Source organism: Paenibacillus algorifonticola (assembly GCF_050481745.1).
GTDB lineage: Bacteria > Bacillota > Bacilli > Paenibacillales > Paenibacillaceae > Pristimantibacillus > Pristimantibacillus algorifonticola_A.
The window spans coordinates 25,345-47,796 of record NZ_JBCNGR010000012.1; the positions used below are offsets into that span (position 1 = coordinate 25,345).

Consider the following 22,452-nt stretch of genomic DNA (forward strand, 5'->3'; position numbering starts at 1 on the left):
AAGGGGGACCATACCGATGATTTATGTCGTTAGACATGGACAAACCGATTATAACAAGGAGCAAAGAATGCAAGGAAGGTCGGGGCTGCCTTTAAATGAGCATGGATTAATGCAAGCGGAGCAGCTAAGAGAGAGGCTGCAGGACGTCACCTTTCATTTTGTATTTTCCTCTCCGCAAGAAAGAGCTGTGCAAACAGCTGAAATAGCAACCGGTGCCACCGTCATTATTGATGCGAGGCTCGATGCTTTCGATTTAGGGGAAGCGGATAGATTAAAGACAAGCGAAGTGAAAATGAAAGGCTTTACTCCTGATTCTAGCGTCTATAAAGGAGTCGAAGAGACCGAGCATTTTGCTGAGCGAATTTTTAGTTTTATGGGTGAGCTTGAGGCGAAGAATGAAGGCAAGGAGGTTAATATTTTAATATCCGGACATGCTTGTACAACGGGCTGTATCGGTGCTTACTTCAATGGCATACCGGATGATGGAAATATTACGAAGTACTCATCAGCTAATGGGGACTATAGAACGTTTGAATTCAAATCACTAATGGCTGATTAGCTAAATAAAAAATACGGTAAGCAGCTTATCCTTATGAGGAAAACGAGCTGCTTTTTTTCTATTGCAAAAAACGCATCGTATGCTCGCTAAAAGAAGCAGAATAAACGATGCGTCTCGCTTGTTCGGGGAATATCCCGTGTATTAGGACGTATATTCCTCGGCTGTTAAGGCGAAGAGGAGGTGATCCTCCCACACGCCATTAATTTTCAAATAGCGAAGGGCGAGCCCCTCTTGGCGAAAGCCAGCACGCTCCAGAACACGAATGGACGGCGTGTTTCTCGGCATCACCCCAGCTTGAAGGCGATGGAGGTCAAGCTGCTCGAAAGCAAAGGTGATGACCAAACGAACGGCCTCCGATACATAACCATTGCCTTGATGGGCGCGATCGAGAAAATAACCGACATTGGCATTTTGCAAGGGTCCCCGTATCACATTAGACAACTCAATTCGCCCGATTAACTGCTGCCCCAGCATAATGCCGAATGGATAAGCTGCAGCTTCAGCCTGCTTCTGTAGGCCTAGAGCAATATGCTCCTGCTGGCCTTCCAGGGTCAGGAAGTTGTTGGGGTGGACGGGATCTACAGGCTGGAGGAAGGCTTGATTGCTTAATCTAAGTACAAGCATGGCCTCTGCATCAGGAAGCTCAAGAGGTTTTAAGTAAATGTTGTGCTTTATTGTCATCAATGGATGGTTGCTCCTTTCTAAAGCGCCCCCTGAAATCAGAGGCGCATCTCTGGAATAGAAGCCGGCAATTAAAAAATACTAAGCTTAAAAGGCTTCTTGTATAGTGGATAAAGCCATTTGACCCCGCTCGGCGTCAACGTATCTGCAAATAAATGGGATAAATATCCAATGACTGCAACTCGCATAATGCCCTCCAGATGAAGCTGCTGCTCCAATCCCCAGGCGATCGCGCCCCATGCAGCTGTAGCCCATACCGTATGGGTCATGCCGCGATGCTTGAGCCAAGGTGCCAAGGCGACGAAAGCGCCAAGGCCGATAAGCCAGTTCATACCGAAATAGAAACCGCCATACACAAAGGCCCCGCCGATAGCGCTGACAAGTGCATTGCGGATGACGCCGCGCTTCGCGACGAGCCCTAGCAGCACAACGCCAACGGAAGCGACAAGCAGCTTCCAGCCCACCGTATGATTCACCACATACAAATAGCTGACGATCGCAATCATAATAACGCCGCCCCAAATGAGCAAATCATGAATGAGCTTGGATACTTTGCCAAGCTTGCTGCTCAAAATACTAGGGCCATCAAGATCCGCGCTTAAGGCGGAGATCGCGGCAACGGCTACATAAGCAGCCGCATTCGCAGGGGAGAAGGAATAATAAGCTGCTGCACCGGCTCCAATAACCATGCCAATCGTAAGATGTGTCGTGCCTTTCATTGTTCCTCCTATTGCCTGGCTTTTATCCAGTTATGTATTCAAACGTATGTTCGCTATGTTATTATACAAGAAATAGCCGAAGGGAACAAGGGTGCGTATCTGTGCGACATCATAATTTTTGAGAAAAGTTTCAGAATACATCTGTATGCATAAAATAAGACCAGTCCTTATGTAATGAATTCGTCAGATGAGAAAAAGGGAGATTATAGGTTAGCTTGATTGGACTAGCGTACAGAATCAATCCTCTTGCCATTGCCAAGTGAATGGGTTTGAATAAAACAAAAAAGCCCATGAATGGATTCGTGTAAAATGGAAGTTACTACACAACCATCATTTACAGGTGAATCCAACATGAGCTACTCCCATCTTAGTATAATTGAACGTGGACAACTAGAGACGCTGCATCGATTGGGGTGGTCGACGAAGGTCCTCGCTTGAGGACAATGTCCTATTGACAAGCGTCAGACGTAAAGCTAAACGGGCTTTATGTGATTCTAATCCAATAAAATTAATGTTATGAATGGATTGAAGCAATGATTAATTCAGCAATTTGTTTCGGATGAGTAAGTGGAGCCAGATGGCCTGCGCTAATTTCAAAACTGCGCCAACCATGTTCGGCTGCCTCAGAAGCCGTTTGATGAAACATGGGAAATTCCATGCAACAAATATAAGAACGGGACATTTGTGCTTGTTTATCCAAGGAGTAGTTGAGTTTCTCCGTATGTGTTAATAGCGGCATTCTGGTTAGGAGGGGAGTAATGGCTGCAGAGATTTCGGTATCGTTTAATCCAAATGTCGCTACAGGCGGAGGCTCAACTAAGGAGGGGTTCGATGACAAGTAATGCTGCATGAGGGAATATACCTCTGGATAATGGTCTACGACAGACTCGCCTGTATCGGTAATAAAACCGTCTACAATTACGATATCGCAACTGACTCGATCGAACAAACGATCTGCGGCTCCCGCAGCAACCATTGCTCCATAGCTGTGACCGACCAGCACAACGTTCGTAATGTTCTCGAACAATATAAGATTTACGATATCCTCAATATGCACGGATAAATTAATGTCCCCAGTCAGCAGATGTTTGCGTTCGCCAAGCCCAGTTAAAGTCGGAGCCAGAACACGATACCCTTTGGCAGCCAATTGATTGGCGACTTCTCTCCAACTCCATCCCCCTAACCAAGAACCATGAATGAGGACGACCGATGGATTTTCTGAAATCTCTGCATCGTAAAACATAGTACGTTCACCCTCCTATTATTGTTCACCATTAGTGTATACTCTCACTATGTGTGAATGATTTTAACATCATTATAACGATGATTATCTATTTTGCAACTATTTTCAGGAGATATGTCAGCTTAATTCACAAAAAAAGGGGAGGGGGTGAAAAACATTTCGCGTGTGGCCTAGATAAACGTCCTTATCCCTTCCTTGCGAAATAATATCAAATCTATTACTATTTAGACAACATCAACAAATGTATGGGCTAGAACACTACTTTAAGGCAGGGTGAATGCATGAAAGAGATGGAAGCTCCAACTCGATTAATTTCCTCCTCTCAGGGAATCCAATCTCTTGAGACCGCTTTTTCCATATTGAAATGTTTTAAAGAGGCGAAGGTTCCCTTGTCCGTATCGGAGCTGTCCAAAAGAATGGATATGCCGAAGAATAAAATTCATAAATACCTGGTTAGTTTTACAAGAGTCGGCGCTCTTATTCAGAATAAAAAAGACTCGTCTTACGCCATGGGGCCATCCCTAATCGAGTTGGGCTTGGTCGCGCTCCAACAATTCGATGTTGTCAAAATCGCCAAACCTCATATCCGCGAATTCAGCAAACAAATCAATCACGCCGTAGCGCTTGCCATCTGGAGCGAGGAAGGGCCCATAATTGCTGAATATGAACGAAGCGATAAACCGATACAGGTCGAAATTCAAGCTGGTTATCGTTTTCCATTGTTGATGACGGCCCTTGGTAAGTGTTTTGCCGCTTTTCTTCCGTTCTCGCAGGTTCAGCCATTAATACAACGGGAGATCGAGAATTATCAACTTGACGAGCAGATGGTGAAGCAGGAATTGCAGACGATTCGAGAGGAAGGAGTTTCCTTTCGCAATACGCTGTTTGGCGGAATACCTGGGAGCATGTCAGTAGCAAGTCCGATTTTTGACTATACGGGAAACATGGTTGCCGCACTTTGTCTCATTGGATTTACTGGAGAAATCGACACTAGTCCATCCTCAATTGATTTACTTAAGCTTAGGGAGAAAGCGAATCAAATAACCAATCAACTGACATAGGAAAAAAAGACACTGCGCTCGTCGACATCGACCGCAGTGTCTTTTTTTTATGTAACTTTTCCTTGCATGAGAAACAAAGTTGAATTATAATGAGCTAAAATCACTAATAGTGTATATCGTACACTAATAGTGAACTAATTAAAAACTAAAGAATAGGAGTTGTTCAAAAATGACTCAAGCTTTCAAAGCAGCTGCCGTTCAAGCTGCAGCCGTCTATTTGGATCTGGATGCTACAATCGACAAAACGTGCAGGCTTGTGGATGAGGCCGCAGCTAACGGTGCTAAGGTTATTGCTTTTCCGGAAGCGTTCGTACCGGGATACCCTTGGTGGATATGGCTTGGCAATGCCGACTATGGAATGAAGCACTACATTAGGCTGTACGAGAACTCCGTTGAAATCCCAAGCAAATCCATTCGGAAGTTATCTGAAGCCGCCAAACGCAACAAGGTTTATTTCTGCGTATCGGTCACCGAGAAAGATCGGGGTTCCTTATATCTGACGCAGTTATGGTTTAATCCGAAAGGCGACTTAATCGGCAAACACCGTAAATTAAAAGCAACGAATGCGGAGAAGATGATTTGGGGCGATGGCGATGGAAGCATGATGTCCGTGTTCGAGACGGAGTATGGCAATCTCGGCGGATTGCAATGTTGGGAGCACCTCATCCCACTAAATCTCTCGGCAATGGCTTCCATGAACGAACAGGTGCATGTTGCATCATGGCCAACAGGATTACCATATGATGGTCATTTGTTCAGCATCGAGGCGTGTGAAATTGCAACGAAGTATTACGCGATATCTAATCAAACCTTCTGTCTGTTGGCTTCCCAGATTTGGACAGAAGAAATGAGAGATATGCTCGGAGAAACCGAGTACCAAAGAAACTATATGAAGATTGGATACGGCTTCGCGAAGATCATCGCGCCGAACGGTCATGTGATCAGCAATACGCTAGAGCATGACGAGGAAGGTATCGTGTATGCGGACATTGATCTCAAACAAATCATTCCCGGCAAATTCCTGATCGATCATGCGGGACATTATTCCACTCCCGGCTTCTTAAGCTTAACTTTCGATAAATCCGTTCATGAGCCCGTAAAGGTGATCGGCGAATCAAAACCCAATGTTTTCGGATACGAAGCTATTCAAAATAGCTAACAACAATTGTCGGAGAGGATTAATTAAAATCATGAATAGCAGTCTTGAACGGAAAATTACCGAACTCGCATGGAGAGACCCTTTGTTTGCTGAAATGATTGAAACGGATCCGCATCGAGCGCTGCTGCAAATAGGGGTAGAAGTGCCCGGAAATGTTAAGCTTGACATTCGGAGGCAAAGGAGAGACACCTTATACTACGTTATTCCGCCTTATTCAGAGGAGCCGAAAAAAGCCGATACGGTCATTAATCAAATGGATCTGTGGCAGAGTGCAGAGTTGTTCGTCTGGATCATGCCTCAGAGGCTGAAAGTACAACTTTTGGCGATGCGACAAAGCTATAGGAGGAATAACCCCTAATGGATCAACATGATATTTTTACTGGGCATTACCGATTGCTTCAACAAGATCAAGCTGCCCGCCAGCGCTTAATGACCGATCCAAAAGCAGGATTGGATGAGTATTTTGGATCAGGCACGGTACCTGAAGGGGAATTTCGAATTGAAATTATATCCCAAGAACCGGATACCATTACGATCCTTCTTCCATCGCCCATAGAGGAAGATACGAACAATGAGGCATTGGATGCTGCTTGCCGCCGTATCTACGACATCTTGTTTACAGACGGAGTGGGGGGATATCTGATCCCCGATGATTCCTTAACCTGGGTACTCCGAGATATGCGCTCTAATGTACTCGATCGCTCTCTGGATGGATAAATGAGAATCTATTGAAAGAATTTTGTTTTGCGCAAAATAAAATTGGAGGATTTCATATGAAGAAAATAAACCCCGATACCCTTACGAGTACAGTGACGAGTCTGATATCTCAAATCGTCGTTGCTCCCGTTTCTCAGCTAGCCTTTATTTCCGGGCAAGTCGCGTTAAATGAAAAGGGAGAGCTTATCGGAAAGGGGGACTACGGGCTGCAGGCCAAGCAAGTGTTTACTAACGTAAAGCTCGCATTGGAAGCAATTGCGACCGGGCCGGAAAATATCGTACAAATGAAAATCCATGTCGTGAACCATAAGCCCGAATTGGTTGATTCGATTTTTAGGGCAGGCTTTGAAGCATTCGGCGATCAGTGGCCGCTTACGGCAAGTACCTTTATAGGCGTTCAGGCGCTTGGCTTTGAAGAATGGTTAGTCGAAGTCGATGCAATCGTATCCATTTCACACTAAGAGAGGAGCAAATAAAAATGAATTATGACGTTATTGTAATTGGTGGAGGACCCGTTGGAATGATGTTGGCTGAGGAACTGGCATTGGCTGATGTTAAGGTTTGCGTATTGGAAAAACTAGAGGACACTTCGCCTTATTCGCGGGCGCTTAGCATCCATCCCCGTACATTGGAGATGTTGGACTTGCGGGGATTGAAATCGGAATTGTTGAAGATTGGCAAACCTCTCCCTACAGGCCATTTTGCAGGTTTGGAAACTCGATTGGACTTTACAGTCATCGACTCTTCCTCTAATTATTCCTTGTTTATCGCCCAGTCGGAAACGGAAAAGGTGCTAGAACAGAGAGCGAAGGAACTTGGTGCTGATATTCGCCGCGGAATGGAAGTATTATCGGTAACTCAGAGCTCTGATTCTGTCGAGGTTATTGCTTCCGGAGCTAGCGGTCAAATTACATTAACGGCAGCTTATGCGGTTGGCGCCGACGGAGCAGGCAGTATGGTAAGAAAGCAGGCCAACATTGCCTTTAACGGAACGGATGCAACACTTACTGCGGTTCAAGGAGATGTCATATTAAAAAATCCGCCGCAAACGAGCGTCGTTTCCAGCTTTAATGAAAAAGGAATGATTATGATTGTCCCCGTCACGAAGGAGATGCACCGTGTCGTCTTTATCGATCCGGAAAGAAATGCAATACCGAAGGACGAGCCCGTTACTTTGGAGGAACTGCGCTCGGGTATGATCCGCATGTTAGGGGATGATTACGGGATTTCTGATCCCTACTGGATGACTCGATTCGGCAATGCAACCCGTCAAGCGGAGCGCTATAGGGAAGGAAGGCTGTTCCTTGCGGGGGACGCCGCTCATATTCATTTCCCAGCCGGCGGACAAGGAATGAATGTGGGCTTGCAAGAAGCCATGAATCTTGGATGGAAACTAGCTGCCGAAGTGAAAGGATGGGCTCCCGAGGTGCTGCTGGACAGTTACCATGCGGAACGGTTCCCTGTTAATACGGCATTACTTCGGAATACAAGAGTACAAACCCTATTGTTCGGCACCGATTTTTCACCTACAACAATTCACCTTCGCAAAATGATTTCGGATTTGTTGCAAAGTCCGGATGCAAACTATCGCTTAGCCTGTCAAATTGCGGCCGTGGATGTTCATTACAATGAACAAGAGAATGTATCGTCACATCTTCTGAATGGCAGCCGACTTGCAGAGATTAAATTACTTTCACAGAATGGCGATGTCTTCAGTAGTTATGAGCTATTCCGTGATGGTAAATATATATTATTGAATCTAGCTTCGGATAAAGTAACAGAAGACATCGTTAGTCATCTGCAGCACCAACATTTCAAATTCGTAAGTGCAACTTTGGCTGAACAAGCCAAAGGCTGGGAAAATGTACACACTGTATTGATTAGACCGGACGGATATATTGCATGGGCAATTTCTGCAACCGAAGCTGATTTAATTAACCGAATGGAGCAAGGAATTAAGCAAATAAGCAGAGGTTAAGCCTTTCTTTGCCTATATTGTTTTTGGCGAAACAATATTCTGCCCGGAAGCATTTTAACCAAAGCTTTCCGGGCAGAAGCTTTTTAATTGGGGGAGGCCATATGAAGAAAGTTCCAGTTGTTTATATTACGCTCACATTATCAGCCATTTTTTGGGGAGCAAACTTTAACGCCGGAAAGATTGCTATAGAAGTGATGAGCCCGACACAAGTGGCAGCTTGGCGATTTATTATAGCTGGTGTGATCATTCTCGCTTTGTACTGGGTAAAGGAGCGACCCACCTGGTCATTGATCAAGCCCTATGCTCTGATTTATCTCCTAATGGGGATCGTCGGGATCTTTTTAATGAATATTTTCTTGTTTAAAGGGTTAGAGGCTACAAGCCCCATCAACACATCATTAATAACAGCTACCAATCCAATGCTCACGATTTGCCTATCTGTTATCTTATTAAAGGAGAAAATAAACTTTCGTCAACTTGGAGGAATCGTGATCTCTTTCTTGGGAGTGTTATTAGTTCTTACGAATGGTTTGCTGACTGAACTGGGACTGATCTCGAAAGGTGACTTATACGTATTGCTTGCAACTACACTCTGGTCTTTGTATGGAATCCTCGGCAAAAAATATGTCGGTAACGGCTCGCCTCTTGCAACAACCGCCATAACAATGGCAGTAGGTGCATTGTTCTTTCTGCCTTACTCTTCTATTACGACGGGGGAAGCCACTTCAGCTAAGGTCATGGAAGCATGGCTAGCCGTGATCTTTATGGCTTTATTCTGTTCTGTACTAGCTTATTTATGGTGGAATCAAGGTATATCACGTATCGGCGCTAATAAAACGTCGTTGTTTTTTAATATCGTTCCCATCTCAACGATGGCCATATCTGCCTTATCGGGCGAAAAAATAGGAACGGCTCAGCTAATTGGCGCCCTTGTCACCATTTGCGGAATTATCTTGTCGACGAGGACTCCGAAATCAGGCCGCCATGAATGTTTTGTGCAAAACAATCATGTATAATGGAGAGGAGCGTCATGCATAGAGGAGACGAAACGGATGCAGCCAACAGATCTATCTAAACAGTGGATATTCAAAAACTTTATACAACTTGTTAGCCAACAGGAGATGAGGGATAGCAAGTTCGCAGTCCGAATGCGCGAAGAAATGCAAAATTTCGAAAAGGAATTTGGTGAAAAGAACAAACTGACTCTGTCGGATATTCACCTAATCGCATGCATCGGAAATTTCTCCCCGATCAATGTAACCTCCATTTCCGAAAAAACCGGATTAACGAAAGGCTCCATCACAAGAATTAGTAAAAAGCTGTTGAAGCTTGAATTGGTAAAAAGACAGCAGATTAACGATAATAAAAAAGAAGTTTATTATAGATTGACTCCAAAAGGCCAAAAAGTTCATCTTATTCACAATCGTATCCATCATGAAATTGAAGAGCGATTTATGAAGTTTTTGGATAAATACACAGATGAACAGCTCAATTTTGCGAGAAACCTAATGCAAGACTTAACGCAATGGGATTATTAAGCAATTTGTATGGTATATGAACAAAAACGGCAGCTTAAAACAAGATGCCGTTTTTATATGGAAGAAAATAAGTAAGCGTAAGGTCCTCCCCACCTGCGTTCCTTCACTGTCTATGAGATAATCCTCAGAGCGGAGTGAAATCCATTCAGGCGGGCTCTCCATTACAATTTGGGAGAGTGTTACCTAGCAGTGATGAGATCAGGGATTCAGCCATAGGGTAAATGGTATGATAGAAAGTAAGAGGTATATGAAACCAAAGGAGTAAAGGAACATGGCTGATTTTGAATGGTACAGAAGTTTTATCCATATTTACAAGCATAATTCCGTTTCGGAGGCTGCAAAAATTCGGATCATGACACAACCAGCCATGAGTCAGCACTTAGCTGCGCTGGAAGCGGAGGTGGGGGAAGCTCTATTTTTCCGTATTTCAAGAAAAATGGTGCCAACGGAACGTGGGAAACAATTATATTCGCAGTTGGCCCCTTTGATTGAGGCGCTAGAGGAAAGCACATTAAGTTTCACCTCCGCTTCTTGCCCTACGCTGTCCGTCATCAAAATTGGATCAGCGCATGAATTTTATAGCGAATACATCCTTACTAAGCTTCAACAGTTGAAGACATGCTCCATTACCCATTTCGGAACGGCCGAACAACTGTTGAATTTGCTGAAAGAAGATCAATTGGATCTGATCATTACTTCGAAAAAGTTTCAAATTCCGGGAATTGATTATGTAAAGTTGATGGAAGAACAATTTGTCATTGTTGCTCCTAACCATTATGAGGTCCTACATACAGAGAACTTAAAGCTTAAAGAGCAGTGGCTTTCCTCCCAAAGCTGGATCAGTTACGGGCTGGAATTGCCGATGATCAGAAGAATTTGGCGAGAGCATTTTAAACAACGGCCGCTTATTCAACCCACTCATGTTATTCCGAATTTACACATGATGCTCAAGGCGATAGAAAATGGAGCAGGCATAGGTGTCATTCCCACGTACATCTTGAATAAATCGGCGTATACGGCCCAATCAAAGGTTATTTTTTGCGAATTAAAAGTAAGCAACGATTTATTTTTCGCCTATAAGCCTAAGCACGGTCACCTGATTCAATTGAGAGAGATCATGAAAATCATTCAAGAGCAGGTAGAAGGTAAGCTTTAGAAATTGATTGATCGTATATCATTCCAACTTATAAATATATTTATAAATACATAGTCATTTTATAATTTGTTTTATAGGATATTCGACTGTAGAATGGGGTTGTATCGCAAACCAATAACGGGAGGTTTATCAAATATATGGCTAAAAAAGTATTGATTGTTATCACCAGTCATACAGAAATTAAAGAAGGCAAGCCGACGGGTGTTTGGTTATCGGAGTTTGCCGAGTCATACCTGGAATTCCTTAAACAAGGATATGAAATTACGGTAGCAAGCCTGCAAGGCGGAAAAGCCCCGGTTGATCCCGGCAGCATTGGGGCCGACACATCCGAAGAAATTTTAGATGCGGAACGATATTTGGAAAACACCGTAAGTCTAAATGATGTCGCTAGTGATGATTTCGATGCAATTTTCTTGCCGGGCGGCCACGGAGCGATGTATGATCTTCCAAAAAATCAGAAGCTCCAGACGTTGCTGCGCGAATTCTATGAAGGAAATAAAACGGTTGCCGCTGTTTGTCATGGACCGGCCGCATTGGTTGGGACTACATTATCGAATGGGCTTCCGCTCGTTGCCGGCAAACGGGTTAATGCCTTTACGGACAGAGAAGAAGCGGAGACTTCATTGGCTCCTGATCTTCCGTTTCTGCTGGAAAGCCGGCTTCGTGAATTAGGTGCTATTTTTGTTGCAGCTCCGAATTGGTCCTCGCATTATGAAGTGGACGGAAACCTTATTACAGGACAAAATCCTCAGTCTACGCTGGCGGTAACAAAAGCGGTCATTGAAAAACTTGGTTAATCGAAGACGCTGATTAAAAAGCGGGTGCATTCAGGATGACCATATTCATCATGATGGATTCGCTTCCAGACATGGCTTCAAACCTGAATAATTCAAGGATTAAGAGTATTGCTACTAGCCAAGTTCATCAACCTGCTGAGAAACCTCAGCAGGCTTTTTTATTGCCCCCGATGTATCAACGACAGTGAATTGAATCCTTTGCAAGCAAGAAAACTCCTAGTTGAAATCTGGAGCTCTACCTCAAGGGTACCTTTCTCAACAATTATGACACCACAGTATCATTTCTTTCGTATTTTCCAAGTGGGGAGGGCTTAAGATGGAAGAACCAATTATGTTTTTTGAAACGCCTGACGAATGGCGCAGCTGGCTGGAGCATAATCATGAGCAGGAGGCGATGCTTTGGGTCGGTTTTCGTAAAAAAAGCAGCGGGAAGGCATCCATTAGCTGGCCCGAGTCAGTAGATGAAGCGCTATGCTTTGGCTGGATTGACGGCATTCGCAAAAGCATAGATGAAGAAAATTACAAAATACGCTTTACGCCGCGGAAAAAAGGCAGTATCTGGAGCTCTGTTAATATCCAGCGTGTTACGGAGCTAAGTGAAAGCGGACTAATGCAGCCAGCAGGGCTTGCTGCTTATGAACGTCGCAAGGAAGCGAAATCTGCTGTTTATGCATATGAGCAGAAGCCGGAGCATATTGCTTTGGCGCCAGCGGAAGAAGCAGCTTTCAGAGAGCAGGCAGCGGCATGGAGCTATTTTCAGGAGCAGCGTGCAACGTATCAGAAAACGGCCCTGTGGTGGGTGATTAGCGCCAAAAGACAGGAGACGCGCAGCAAGCGGCTTCGCACCTTGATTGAATACTCCGCCAGCGGACGAACCCTGCAGCAATTCACGCCAATCGTCAAAAGAGGAAAAGAAAAAAATTAATTTGTTTCTTTTTTGCAACACTTTTCGCCGCATCTACGTTGTATAGTTATAAGCATAGAAACGAGTAAGGGAGCGGTACAATATGAAAAAAGCATTTCTCAGCGCAGCACTCGCCATCACTTGTTTATTAACACTAGGTTTAGCCGTAGATAATGGCAAAGGTAATGCATCCAGCAGCCCGATTAATCAAACGACCGTCTACATGGATCATATAATGAAACAAAATAATGCCTTCGTCGTTACATATGATGAAATTCAGTGGTACGAAGGAGAGGCGGCGAACATTCAGTTTCGCCAGCATGAGCAAGATGCTGAAATGACGGATGCACCAGATGGCTACTACATTGTCAATGACGATCCTCAGCTTCACGCCCTGCCGATTGCAGCAGATGCTGAAGTATTCATGCAAATTTACAATCGTACGGGCAATGCAGCAGAAGCAGACATTCAATGGAATGAGCCGATCACCGTTGACAAATTCGTCTCGATTATGAATTCCGATGATCCATTTCATCTGAAAAATTTCCCTTATCACATTACGATTAAAGACGGGGAAATTGTGAAAATTGTTCAGCAATATATCCCGTAAGCCAGAGTGTGAATCCGGGGCATTCGAGCCAAGGAACACATAACCCTAACTCTGGACTTGATGAATAGCTGCAAGAGAAGCTGTTATGCGATTATGCATAGCAGCTTTTTATTTTGCATTAAAAAAAGTTGATGACAATCGATTGACACGTCAATGAAGGCCATGGTATTATTTCTGATAGTAAATATTACGAATAAAAAACGAGCTTTCCAGCTCGTTTTTTATTTGAGCTCTAATCGTAATGATTACATATATTTAACGAGAAATACATACCCGAAAGGGAGAGGGAGTTTGGTTATGCGATTGTTGAAGGGGAACAGAGCGAATAAACTATTATTTTTCACCATCCTGCTGCTCATCCTGTCTATAGTCATTGCAGGCTGTGGAAAATCTGTAAATTCATTATCAGAAGCGGGGAATACGGGTCAAAGATCAGCAGGTGCTGCGGAAGGCAAGGCGAAAAAAAAGCTGACGCTGCTCTACCATTTCAAGAGCGGAAGTCTTGACCCGCATAATGATTATATTGTTTTGAAAGCGGGTGTTGTTGAAACGCTTGTGCGTATGGATGATAAGCTGGAGCTTCAGCCGTGGCTGGCATCCAAATGGGAGTCGGTAGATGCCGCAACGTGGCGTTTTACGATCCGCGAGGGCATTACCTTTCATAATGGCGCCAAGCTTGACGCAGCTGCTGTTAAGGCTTCGCTCGAACGCGGCATAGCCGTGAACAAGGCGCTGGACACAACACTAAAGATTGCTTCGATAAAAGCAGAAGGCCAAGAGCTTACAATCACGACAACGGAGCCACTGCCGGCTTTTCCTTCTGAGCTTGTTAACCCATATAGCGGCATTATCGATGTGGCTGCTGAAAAAACGATGGGTACTGAAGCGTTCAATAAGGCGCCAATTGGTACGGGACCTTTTCAAATAAAAGGTTTTACGCCGAATATGGAAATAAACCTTGCCCGTTATGACAGCTATTGGGACGGTGCAGCGCTGCTTGAGGAAATTACGTTCAAATTTAATGAGGACGGCAATGTTCGGGCGCTGGCGCTTCAAGCGAAGGAGGCTGATCTGGCTTTTCAGCTTCCAGCAGAAATGGTCGACGTCATTAAGCAGGATCAAAATTTAAAGATAGAGTCGCTTGCCGGCTTGCGAGCGCATTTCCTGCTTTATAATCAGCAGCAGTCCGCTTTAAAAGACGTACTGGTCAGACAGGCGCTGGACTTGCTCATTGACCGTGAAAGCATGGCGAAGGACGTCATGCTGGGCAACGCTTCTCCTGCCAATGGCCCGTTTAATGCAAATTTGCCTTTCGGCAGCCAGGAAGCGGTTCAGCCGCTCGATACGGAAAAAGCAAAGCTGCTGCTCGAACAGGCTGGCTATGCGCAAGGCAGCAGCGGCAAGCTGGAGAAGGATGGGAAGCCGCTGACGCTTGAGCTCGTTACTTATAAAGGTCGGCCAGAGCTTCCGCTCATTGCCCAGCTTCTGCAATCCGATGCCGCCAAAATCGGTGTAACGCTAACGATAAAAACAGTAGAAAATGTAGATACGTATTTGCGCGAAAATAACGATTGGGATTTGGCCACTTACAGCAATTTGACGGCACCGCGCGGAGACGGGGGCTTTTTCCTTAACTCGGCGTTTATGGTAGGCGGTTCGCTTAATCCGGCTAATATCAGCAACGATGAACTGAGTACGATCATCGCGCAGCTGAATGCTACGGGAGACGTAGCAGAACGCGCCAAGCTGACCCAAGCAGCTGTTCAGGTAATTAAAACGCAGGCGATGCATTCTTATGCGGTATATCCCAACGTAATTGTAGGCATGAACAAGAGGGTGACTGGCTGGGCGCCAGGACCTGAAGAATATTATTTAGTAACCAATAAAATGGATGTGTCTTAATGTGCTGCAGCTCATAAAAAAACGTTTGATTCAACTCGTATTTGTACTGTTTATTTTATCTTTAGTTATTTTCATTCTGATGAAGCTCGCTCCTGGCGACCCTGTGCTTACTTTGCTGCATGCCGATGAAATGGCGATTACACAGGCCGATGAGGCTGCGCTTCGCGAGGAGCTTGGCTTCGATCAGCCCGTACTTGTGCAATACGGAAAATGGATGCTCGGGCTAATCCAGCTTGATCTAGGCACTTCGTATTTAAAAGGCCGTCCGGTGCTGGATGAGCTGCTGGATAAGCTGCCTGCGACGATTCTGCTGACAGCTAGCGGCTTGGTCGTTATGGTAGCCATAGCACTGCCGCTCGGCCTCATTGCTTCACGCTATCCCAACCGCTGGCCGGATCATGTAAGCCGGGTACTGGCACTCATTGGGGCTTCGATTCCGAGTTTTTGGATGGGGCTGCTGCTTATTTACTTATTTTCCTTAAAGCTCGGATGGCTGCCAACAAGCGGCAAGGGCAGCTTCGCCCATATGATTTTGCCATCCATTACACTCGGCTTTGCAATGGCCGCTGTCTATGCAAGGTTGCTGCGCTCCGGGCTGCTGGACAGCTTGTCTCAGGATTATATTAAAGCAGCGAGGGCACGCGGCCTGGCTGAACGGCGCATCTTGATGGGACATGCACTGCGTGCCGCGCTGCTTCCGGTTATTACGGTGTTCGGTGTCAGCTTCGGCAATTTGCTCGCAGGATCTGTCGTCATTGAAACGCTATTTGCTTGGCCTGGCCTTGGAAGCTTGGCGCTTGAAGCGATTTTTGAACGGGATTATCCGATCATTCAAGGGTACGTACTGGCGACTGGGCTATTCGTTGTCGTCGTCAATCTGCTTGTTGACCTCAGCTACAGCTTGCTAGATCCGCGCATTCACTTAGGGAAAGGAGCTGCCTAATGGATGGGAAAATAACCGCGGAGCTTTCGCTTCCGCTTAGACGAAACGATGCGGGGCGGCGAATGCTGCAAAACCGTACGATGATGCTGGGCATGGGCTTGCTTGGAATCATCGTGCTGCTAGCGCTCTTCGGGCCGATGATCGTCCAAAATGATCCCTTAACGGTGCAAATGGGGGAGCGGCTGCTTTCGCCAAGCTGGCAATACCCGCTAGGAACGGATCATCTCGGACGGTGCATTTTCACAAGGCTTGTAATAGGTGCGCAGCTTACGCTCGGCATTTCCGCCATCGTCATTGTCACAGTAATCGTGCTAGGCGTACCGCTCGGGCTGATTTCGGGCTATATCGGCGGACGCTTCGATACGATTATTATGCGGCTTGTAGATGGAATGGGGGCACTGCCGGAATTTATATTTGCTATCGCGTTTGCCGGCTTCCTCGGGCCCAGCCTGCCTAATTTAATTTTTGCCATTGTGCTTGTAAAATGGATCGGCTACGCCCGGGTCGTGCGAAGTGTCGCATTATCTGAGCGAGAGAAGGAATATGTGCTGGCGGCTAAGGTTGCGGGATGCAGCACTTGGACGATTTTGCACCGCCACTTGCTTCCGCAAATGATTTCTCCCGTTGTCGTGCTTGCGGCACTGGATATTGGGAAAATCATTATGATCATCTCGATGCTCTCCTATCTGGGACTTGGCGCACAGCCGCCAACGCCGGAATGGGGCGCCATGCTCAATGATGGCCGGCCTTATTTTCAATCTGCGCCGCAGCTTATGATTTATCCGGGACTTGCCATTATGGCCATCGTCATTGCCTGCAATCTGCTCGGTGAAGGTCTGCGCGAGGCGCTGGATGTCCGCAGCCGTTAATATCGCTAAAAGGGCAGTAAGGGCAGTAAGGGAAGGGAGGCGTATGACCTGATGCCGCAAATAAAGGGTAAGGAAATGGCGCATATGGAAAAAGCTCATACGGAAAAGGTGCAACAGGAAAATGCCGCTTCAGTACTGGCTGCTGTTGAAGCACCAGTGCTTGAGGTTTCACAGCTGCAAATCTTCTCGCGCCAGGGGAAGCAGCAGCGCCCGCTCGTTCATGGCGTTAGCTTCGTCATCCCTAGAGGCGAGACACTTGCACTCGTAGGGGAAAGCGGCAGCGGCAAAAGTGTAACGGCGAGCGCCGTGCTTGGCTTGATGTCCGGTTCGCTCGCTATAAACAGCGGGGAAATTCGCTTTTGTGGCGACAATGTTTTGGATTGGAGCGATAAGAAGCGGCGGGGTTTGCGTGGACGCGAAATCGGTTTTATTTTTCAAAATTATCAGGAGAGCTTTACGCCATTTATTACGGTTGGCAAGCAGATGAATGAAACGCTGCGCTCTCATGAGAAGCTGACAAGTCGGCAGGCGAAGGTACAGGCGCTGGAATGGCTGGAGCAGGTAGGCCTGCCCGCGAAGCGTGTCTACAGCAGCTATCCGTTTCAATTGAGCGGAGGGCAGCTGCAACGGGCTGCCATCGCTGCGGCGATGATGCTGCAGCCTGCGCTGCTTATTGCCGATGAGCCGACAACGGCGCTTGATGTCATTTCCGGCGAAAAGGTGCTGGGTGTGCTTGCCAGTCTTCAGAAGCGAACGGGCTGCTCGGTACTGCTCATTTCCCATGATCTGAGGCATGTTGTGAAACGAGCTTCGACGATAGCCGTCATGAAGGACGGCCATATTGTCGAGCTGGATACAGCAGAGCATATTTTGTATCACTGCCATCATGAGTATACGCAGCAGCTGCTGAATGCAAGGCCATATATTACTTAAATAATCTATTTATTAAAAATTTATCTATGAGAAATCAGGAGGTGAGAAGCGGTGCAGCCTTTGTTGCGCGTAGAGCGTTTATGTAAAACCTTCAGGAAATCGAAGGAGCAGGTTTATGCGCTGAAAGAAATTTCCCTGCAAATGGCAAGGGGCGAGTGCGTTGGCATTGTAGGGGAAAGCGGAAGCGGCAAAAGCACATTAGGCAAGGTGATTTTGGCGCTGGAGCGGCCGGATAGCGGTGAGGTATGGCTGGATGGGATTCCGCTGCTTCAGCTAAAGGGGGCAGCGCTTAGACAGCAGCGGCAGCATGTGCAGGTCGTATTTCAGGACCCGAACGCCGCGCTTAACAGCAAAATGCCCATTTGGCGTTCGATTATGGAACCTCTTGATAATTTTCCAGAGGTGATGCCGCCTTTTCTGACGGGGGATCGCTCAGATAGGCTTGGTATGGCAGCGCAGCTGCTAGCGCTGGTCGGCCTGCCGCTGGATCATCTGAACCGTTATCCGCATGAGCTTAGCGGCGGGCAGCGGCAGCGGGTCGCCATTGCACGTGGCATCAGCCTGAACCCGAAGCTGCTCGTCTGTGACGAGCCAACCTCTAGCCTCGACGTTTCCGTTCAGGCGCAAATTTTGCAGCTGCTCAAAAGCTTAAAGCACACGCTAGGCATGTCCTATTTGTTTATTTCTCATGATATTGCTTCCGTCCAATATATGAGCGACCGCATGATCGTCATGAAGGACGGGGAAATGATTGACGAGTTTGCGAGCTCCGAGTTGACATACCCGGAAAGGCATTCCTATACCAAGCTCCTGGTAGAGGCGGCAAGCTAGTCGCCCTGCCTGAAACAGCATAAAAAACGGAGTAGAGTGATGGAACAAAATACGGAACAAATATAGGCTGTTTTGCTAGTTATCAAACTTATCAGAAAATTATTGTTTGAAACATTTTAGAAACTATGCTAATATCAAAACCATCTTAAAAAGCGAGGAAGAGAAAACGTACGAAGGTGATTATGTTCAGAGAGCAGGGGGAGTGCTGAGACCTTTGCCGTAATCCTTGTATGCTGTCGTCTCGGAGCTTTTGATGGAAAGCGGAGCCTGAGCCTGAATATGCATGGCAACCGTGAGTAGACTCAAACGGAATGGCACACGTTATCGTGCGGCAGGTAAGGCAATGCCTTATCTCATGAGACTGAAATCGCAGGATTTCAGTGAATCAGGGTGGTACCACGAAATTTTTCCCCTTTCGTCCCTTCAGCATGGCAGAAGTTTGCCATCGCTTGTGGATGAGAGGGGTTTTTCTGTTTTCAAAAATAGGAAAAGCGAGGAAGAGAAAACATACATAGGCGATTATGTTCAGAGAGCAGGGGGAGTGCTGAGACCTTTGCCGTAATCCTTGTATGCTGTCGTCTCGGAGCTTTTGATGGAAAGCGGGGCCTGAATATATTAGGCACCCGTGAGTAGACTCAAACGGAATGGCACACGTTACCGTGCGGCAGGTAAGGCATTGCCTTACCTCTTGAGACTGAAATCGCAGGATTTCAGTGAATCAGGGTGGTACCACGAAATGATTGCCCCTTTCGTCCCTTCAGCATGGCAGAAGTTTGCCGTCGCTTGCGGATGAGAGGGGCTATTTATATTTTAAGGAGGCAGTCACATGGATAAATCATCTACACTTACGAGCGAATTACAGCAGCAGAATCAGAAATGGGCAACCGGATCGGAGATGCTATTAAGCGGCTTGCTGATGGAAGGGGTGGATTGTGTATTTGGATACCCGGGTGGAAATGTGCTTAATATCTATGACGCGATGGTTCATAATCGGGATTTCAAGCATATTTTGACCAGGCATGAGCAAGGGGCCATTCATGCGGCTGACGGCTATGCGAGGTCAACTGGGAAAGTGGGTGTATGCATCGCCACATCAGGCCCAGGCGCAACGAATTTAGTGACCGGCATTGCGACGGCCTATTACGATTCTGTACCCTTAGTCATAATTACGGGCAATGTATCAACAGCGGTAATGGGTACGGACGCCTTTCAGGAAGCGGATATCGTTAGCATGACGATGTCAATCACAAAGCATAGCTATCTGGTTCGTGACGCAAAGGAGCTGCCGCGAATTGTCCATGAAGCGTTTCATATCGCAAGCACGGGTAGGAAAGGGCCGGTTTTAATCGACATCCCAAAAGACGTATCCAATCAGAAAATACCGGCTCAGCCCGCCAGCCCTATTCATATACGCGGTTATCATGGCAATCCAACAACGAACCCTGCGGAAATAGATCGATTAATCGAGGTGATTGCCCAAGCTCAAAAACCTGTTATTATAGCCGGAGGAGGCGTCGTTTATTCAAATGCCTCCGAGGAGCTTATCGCGTTTGCGAACAAAACCAATATTCCTGTTGCGACGACTTTGCTCGGTTTGGGCGGCTTCCCAAGTGCACATCATTTATGGCTGGGTATGCCGGGCCATCATGGTACTTACGCGGCGAACATGGCTATCCAAAACGCCGACCTGATCCTTTCCGTCGGTTCACGATTTGATGACCGGGTAACGATGAAGCTGGATGGCTTCGCTCCACAGGCGAAATGGATTGCCCATATTGATATCGATCCGGCTGAAATTGGCAAAAATATTAAAACGGATATTGCGTGCATCGGAGATATAAAGGCAGTGCTGCAATATGCCAATACGCTCGCGGTAGCTTCCGATTCCAGCAGTTGGATTGCTGAAGTGAAGCAAAATAAAAGGTTGTATCCATTGAAGTACAACGATTCCGATACGGAGCTTAAACCACAGTTTGTTATTGAAATGATTCATGAGACGACGCAAGGAAATGCGATTATTACGACGGACGTAGGGCAGCATCAAATGTGGACAGCGCAATTTTACAAATTCAAGCATCCCCGCTCACTCATTACATCCGGAGGCCTTGGGACGATGGGCTTTGGCTTCCCCGCTGCAATCGGTGCTCAAATCGGAAATCCAGAGCGTCTAGTCGTTTCAATAAATGGTGACGGTGGCATGCAGATGTGTGCGCAAGAAATGGCGATTTGTTCAATCAACCAAATTCCCGTTAAAATCGTCGTGATTAACAATCAAGTGCTGGGCATGGTTAAACAGCAGCAGGAGCTCATGTACGAAAGGCGCTATAGCCAGATCGATCTTGCTGGCAGCCCCGACTTCATTAAACTTGCTGAAGCGTATGGCATTAAAGGGCTAAGAGCAAACAATAAAGAAGAGGCTATTCGCGTATGGGAAGAGGCATTACAGACACCGGGACCTGTACTTGTTGAGTTTGTCGTGCCGACCGAAGAGAATGTATATCCGATGGTTTTAGCCGGAACGACATTGGATCAGATGATTATGGGAGATTTTGAATAAGCTTGCACAATCAATTTGATTAATGAGGTTAAATAAGTAATTGGTTCGCCCCTTGGCGAATTTCGATGGGATTTTCGGACAATAATTAATGGCATTAATGACCGAAATCGACAAAATCGGCGGCTGATCGGCAATCTATTTTAGGTGATTAAATAAATGCTGTCGTTTTGTGCGGATTGGCTTTGTCAGTGTCAGCTTTCATCGTTTACAATGAAGAGGAATGGAGCGGGTGTCGAACTCGGCATGGCTGCTCCGCCACATTGGGTAAGGGGTGACTTGCGATGACAGACAAAAAAAGAATTTTGCTGGATGTAGACACCGGGGTTGATGATGCCATCGCGATCTTATACGCGCTGCTTTCGCCTGAAATCAAGGTGGAGGGCATAACGACAGGGTATGGCAATACGACGGTTGAACAAGCTACAGACAATACGCTAAGAGTGGTACAGCTGGCCAATTGCGGCTACGAGGTTCCCGTTGCCGCCGGGGCTGTTGCACCAACGGTAAGGCCTTCACGTGGAACGGATGCGCATATTCATGGGCATAATGGCATTGGAGATGCGGTGCTGCCGCCTTCCTCCCAGCAGCCGTTGAAGGAAAATGCGGTAGATTTCATTATTCGCAAAGCTGCGGAAAATCCAGGAGAGCTCACACTCGTTACGACGGGCAGAATGACGAATTTGGCGCTTGCGCTGGAAAAGGCGCCTGAGCTTGCGGGGCAGCTGAAACAGGTGGTGACGATGGGCGGGACGCTGTTTGCACCCGGCAATGTCACGCCAGTTGCAGAAGCTAACATCTATGCCGATCCTGAAGCGGCGGCGGTGGTTTTTGCCTCCGATGTGCCGCTCACAATTGTCGGGCTTGATGTGACTGTGCCTACAAGGCTTACGGGAGCTGATCTGGACAAGCTTGTCCGCTATGCGCCGGAACATAAGCAAGCGATCATCCGCTTTTTGAATGAATCGCTGGGCGTTTATTTTGAGTTTTACCGCAAGGTGAACTATTTCATTGAGGAATGTCCGATGCATGATGCGCTTGCTGTTCTAGTAGCGCTTAATCCGTCGCTCGTTACGACACAAAAATTTAATGCCGTCGTTGATTGCAGCAGCGGGCTCACAGCAGGTATGATTGTAACAGATAGAAGACCGCGTCCATCTGTGGGCAGAAGTGTGGAATTTTGCGTTGAGGTGGATTCGGCCAGAGCGATTCGCCAAATGTTGTCGGTATTCTGGAGCGAATAAAGCTAGATCAATGAAAGCTTAGTTAAGTGTACGTAATTAAGGGAGGATTTTGGC

At 46.5% G+C, this 22,452-nt stretch carries 23 protein-coding genes; 20 read left to right on the forward strand and 3 right to left on the reverse strand.

Translation table 11 applies throughout. The annotated features are described in order from the left end of the window. Positions 1 to 16: 16 nt before the first annotated feature. Positions 17 to 559 (forward strand): histidine phosphatase family protein, encoded by a 543-nt coding sequence (locus tag ABEW34_RS13595; protein WP_430159536.1) that lies wholly within the window; start codon positions 17 to 19, stop codon positions 557 to 559. Positions 560 to 700: 141 nt separating this feature from the next. Here ABEW34_RS13595 and ABEW34_RS13600 read toward each other — a convergent pair whose 3' ends face one another. From ABEW34_RS13600 to ABEW34_RS13610, 3 genes are all read right to left on the reverse strand, one after another. Then, a complete protein-coding gene (locus ABEW34_RS13600; RefSeq protein ID WP_430159692.1) occupies positions 701 to 1,240 on the reverse strand; it encodes a GNAT family N-acetyltransferase in 540 nt (179 codons plus the stop codon). Positions 1,241 to 1,311: 71 nt separating this feature from the next. Continuing rightward, on the reverse strand, positions 1,312 to 1,959 hold the full coding sequence (locus tag ABEW34_RS13605) for a metal-dependent hydrolase (protein WP_430159539.1): 648 nt from the start codon (positions 1,957 to 1,959) through the stop codon (positions 1,312 to 1,314). 514 nt (positions 1,960 to 2,473) lie between these two features. Further along, on the reverse strand, positions 2,474 to 3,202 hold the full coding sequence (locus tag ABEW34_RS13610; RefSeq protein WP_430159541.1) for an alpha/beta fold hydrolase: 729 nt from the start codon (positions 3,200 to 3,202) through the stop codon (positions 2,474 to 2,476). Positions 3,203 to 3,483: 281 nt separating this feature from the next. On the opposite strand from ABEW34_RS13610, the gene ABEW34_RS13615 reads away from it, so the two are divergent. The 19 genes from ABEW34_RS13615 (at position 3,484) to ABEW34_RS13705 (ending at position 22,398) form a co-directional block, all read left to right on the forward strand. After that, the gene (locus ABEW34_RS13615; protein WP_430159543.1) at positions 3,484 to 4,263 is read left to right on the forward strand and encodes an IclR family transcriptional regulator; all 780 of its coding nucleotides are present in this window, start codon (positions 3,484 to 3,486) and stop codon (positions 4,261 to 4,263) included. A gap of 169 nt (positions 4,264 to 4,432) precedes the next feature. Beyond that, on the forward strand, positions 4,433 to 5,422 hold the full coding sequence (locus ABEW34_RS13620) for a carbon-nitrogen hydrolase family protein (protein ID WP_430159546.1): 990 nt from the start codon (positions 4,433 to 4,435) through the stop codon (positions 5,420 to 5,422). 31 nt (positions 5,423 to 5,453) lie between these two features. Next, positions 5,454 to 5,780 carry a hypothetical protein gene (locus ABEW34_RS13625; RefSeq protein WP_430159549.1) on the forward strand — a complete coding sequence of 109 codons (327 nt, stop codon included), beginning with the start codon at positions 5,454 to 5,456 and terminating at the stop codon, positions 5,778 to 5,780. After that, complete coding sequence (locus tag ABEW34_RS13630) at positions 5,780 to 6,139, forward strand: hypothetical protein (protein ID WP_430159552.1); 360 nt, start codon at positions 5,780 to 5,782, stop codon at positions 6,137 to 6,139. The genes ABEW34_RS13625 and ABEW34_RS13630 overlap by 1 nt, the downstream gene beginning before the upstream one ends. Positions 6,140 to 6,195: 56 nt before the next feature. Beyond that, on the forward strand, positions 6,196 to 6,600 hold the full coding sequence (locus ABEW34_RS13635; RefSeq protein ID WP_430159555.1) for a RidA family protein: 405 nt from the start codon (positions 6,196 to 6,198) through the stop codon (positions 6,598 to 6,600). A gap of 17 nt (positions 6,601 to 6,617) precedes the next feature. Beyond that, the gene (locus tag ABEW34_RS13640; RefSeq protein ID WP_430159557.1) at positions 6,618 to 8,117 is read left to right on the forward strand and encodes a monooxygenase; all 1,500 of its coding nucleotides are present in this window, start codon (positions 6,618 to 6,620) and stop codon (positions 8,115 to 8,117) included. 101 nt (positions 8,118 to 8,218) lie between these two features. Next, on the forward strand, positions 8,219 to 9,133 hold the full coding sequence (locus ABEW34_RS13645; protein ID WP_430159560.1) for a DMT family transporter: 915 nt from the start codon (positions 8,219 to 8,221) through the stop codon (positions 9,131 to 9,133). A 36-nt stretch (positions 9,134 to 9,169) separates the two neighbouring features. Beyond that, complete coding sequence (locus ABEW34_RS13650; protein ID WP_430159563.1) at positions 9,170 to 9,655, forward strand: MarR family transcriptional regulator; 486 nt, start codon at positions 9,170 to 9,172, stop codon at positions 9,653 to 9,655. Positions 9,656 to 9,926: 271 nt separating this feature from the next. Continuing rightward, positions 9,927 to 10,811, forward strand: a complete 885-nt coding sequence (locus ABEW34_RS13655; protein ID WP_430159565.1) for a LysR family transcriptional regulator — start codon at positions 9,927 to 9,929, stop codon at positions 10,809 to 10,811. 137 nt (positions 10,812 to 10,948) lie between these two features. After that, entirely contained in the window at positions 10,949 to 11,608 is a 660-nt protein-coding gene (locus ABEW34_RS13660; RefSeq protein WP_430159567.1) for a type 1 glutamine amidotransferase domain-containing protein, read from the forward strand. Between the two features lie 316 nt (positions 11,609 to 11,924). Further along, positions 11,925 to 12,533, forward strand: coding sequence for a YdeI/OmpD-associated family protein (locus ABEW34_RS13665; protein WP_430159569.1), 609 nt, complete (start codon positions 11,925 to 11,927; stop codon positions 12,531 to 12,533). Positions 12,534 to 12,615: 82 nt separating this feature from the next. After that, positions 12,616 to 13,122, forward strand: coding sequence for a hypothetical protein (locus tag ABEW34_RS13670; RefSeq protein WP_430159571.1), 507 nt, complete (start codon positions 12,616 to 12,618; stop codon positions 13,120 to 13,122). Between the two features lie 297 nt (positions 13,123 to 13,419). After that, positions 13,420 to 15,024, forward strand: a complete 1,605-nt coding sequence (gene nikA, locus ABEW34_RS13675) for a nickel ABC transporter substrate-binding protein (protein WP_430159573.1) — start codon at positions 13,420 to 13,422, stop codon at positions 15,022 to 15,024. 4 nt (positions 15,025 to 15,028) lie between these two features. Continuing rightward, positions 15,029 to 15,967, forward strand: a complete 939-nt coding sequence (nikB, locus tag ABEW34_RS13680; protein ID WP_430159695.1) for a nickel ABC transporter permease — start codon at positions 15,029 to 15,031, stop codon at positions 15,965 to 15,967. Then, positions 15,967 to 16,836: a nickel transporter permease gene (gene nikC / locus ABEW34_RS13685; protein WP_430159576.1), complete on the forward strand. Its 870-nt coding sequence runs from the start codon at positions 15,967 to 15,969 to the stop codon at positions 16,834 to 16,836. Before nikB ends, nikC begins: the two co-directional genes overlap by 1 nt. A gap of 51 nt (positions 16,837 to 16,887) precedes the next feature. Next, positions 16,888 to 17,769: an ATP-binding cassette domain-containing protein gene (locus tag ABEW34_RS13690; protein ID WP_430159578.1), complete on the forward strand. Its 882-nt coding sequence runs from the start codon at positions 16,888 to 16,890 to the stop codon at positions 17,767 to 17,769. A 51-nt stretch (positions 17,770 to 17,820) separates the two neighbouring features. Beyond that, complete coding sequence (locus tag ABEW34_RS13695) at positions 17,821 to 18,600, forward strand: ABC transporter ATP-binding protein (RefSeq protein ID WP_430159580.1); 780 nt, start codon at positions 17,821 to 17,823, stop codon at positions 18,598 to 18,600. An 826-nt stretch (positions 18,601 to 19,426) separates the two neighbouring features. Continuing rightward, entirely contained in the window at positions 19,427 to 21,157 is a 1,731-nt protein-coding gene (ilvB, locus tag ABEW34_RS13700) for a biosynthetic-type acetolactate synthase large subunit (protein ID WP_430159582.1), read from the forward strand. Positions 21,158 to 21,438: 281 nt separating this feature from the next. Further along, complete coding sequence (locus ABEW34_RS13705) at positions 21,439 to 22,398, forward strand: nucleoside hydrolase (protein ID WP_430159585.1); 960 nt, start codon at positions 21,439 to 21,441, stop codon at positions 22,396 to 22,398. The last annotated feature ends 54 nt before the right edge of the window (positions 22,399 to 22,452 follow it).

What these genes read in the sequence shown, in the direction of transcription:
- ABEW34_RS13595 (WP_430159536.1), top strand. Translation starts at nt 17, where the DNA reads ATGATTTATGTCGTTAGACATGGACAAACCGATTATAACAAGGAGCAA.
- ABEW34_RS13600 (WP_430159692.1), bottom strand. Translation starts at nt 1,240, where the DNA reads ATGACAATAAAGCACAACATTTACTTAAAACCTCTTGAGCTTCCTGAT.
- ABEW34_RS13605 (WP_430159539.1), bottom strand. Translation starts at nt 1,959, where the DNA reads ATGAAAGGCACGACACATCTTACGATTGGCATGGTTATTGGAGCCGGT.
- ABEW34_RS13610 (WP_430159541.1), bottom strand. Translation starts at nt 3,202, where the DNA reads ATGTTTTACGATGCAGAGATTTCAGAAAATCCATCGGTCGTCCTCATT.
- ABEW34_RS13615 (WP_430159543.1), top strand. Translation starts at nt 3,484, where the DNA reads ATGAAAGAGATGGAAGCTCCAACTCGATTAATTTCCTCCTCTCAGGGA.
- ABEW34_RS13620 (WP_430159546.1), top strand. Translation starts at nt 4,433, where the DNA reads ATGACTCAAGCTTTCAAAGCAGCTGCCGTTCAAGCTGCAGCCGTCTAT.
- ABEW34_RS13625 (WP_430159549.1), top strand. Translation starts at nt 5,454, where the DNA reads ATGAATAGCAGTCTTGAACGGAAAATTACCGAACTCGCATGGAGAGAC.
- ABEW34_RS13630 (WP_430159552.1), top strand. Translation starts at nt 5,780, where the DNA reads ATGGATCAACATGATATTTTTACTGGGCATTACCGATTGCTTCAACAA.
- ABEW34_RS13635 (WP_430159555.1), top strand. Translation starts at nt 6,196, where the DNA reads ATGAAGAAAATAAACCCCGATACCCTTACGAGTACAGTGACGAGTCTG.
- ABEW34_RS13640 (WP_430159557.1), top strand. Translation starts at nt 6,618, where the DNA reads ATGAATTATGACGTTATTGTAATTGGTGGAGGACCCGTTGGAATGATG.
- ABEW34_RS13645 (WP_430159560.1), top strand. Translation starts at nt 8,219, where the DNA reads ATGAAGAAAGTTCCAGTTGTTTATATTACGCTCACATTATCAGCCATT.
- ABEW34_RS13650 (WP_430159563.1), top strand. Translation starts at nt 9,170, where the DNA reads ATGCAGCCAACAGATCTATCTAAACAGTGGATATTCAAAAACTTTATA.
- ABEW34_RS13655 (WP_430159565.1), top strand. Translation starts at nt 9,927, where the DNA reads ATGGCTGATTTTGAATGGTACAGAAGTTTTATCCATATTTACAAGCAT.
- ABEW34_RS13660 (WP_430159567.1), top strand. Translation starts at nt 10,949, where the DNA reads ATGGCTAAAAAAGTATTGATTGTTATCACCAGTCATACAGAAATTAAA.
- ABEW34_RS13665 (WP_430159569.1), top strand. Translation starts at nt 11,925, where the DNA reads ATGGAAGAACCAATTATGTTTTTTGAAACGCCTGACGAATGGCGCAGC.
- ABEW34_RS13670 (WP_430159571.1), top strand. Translation starts at nt 12,616, where the DNA reads ATGAAAAAAGCATTTCTCAGCGCAGCACTCGCCATCACTTGTTTATTA.
- nikA (WP_430159573.1), top strand. Translation starts at nt 13,420, where the DNA reads ATGCGATTGTTGAAGGGGAACAGAGCGAATAAACTATTATTTTTCACC.
- nikC (WP_430159576.1), top strand. Translation starts at nt 15,967, where the DNA reads ATGGATGGGAAAATAACCGCGGAGCTTTCGCTTCCGCTTAGACGAAAC.
- ABEW34_RS13690 (WP_430159578.1), top strand. Translation starts at nt 16,888, where the DNA reads ATGCCGCAAATAAAGGGTAAGGAAATGGCGCATATGGAAAAAGCTCAT.
- ilvB (WP_430159582.1), top strand. Translation starts at nt 19,427, where the DNA reads ATGGATAAATCATCTACACTTACGAGCGAATTACAGCAGCAGAATCAG.
- ABEW34_RS13705 (WP_430159585.1), top strand. Translation starts at nt 21,439, where the DNA reads ATGACAGACAAAAAAAGAATTTTGCTGGATGTAGACACCGGGGTTGAT.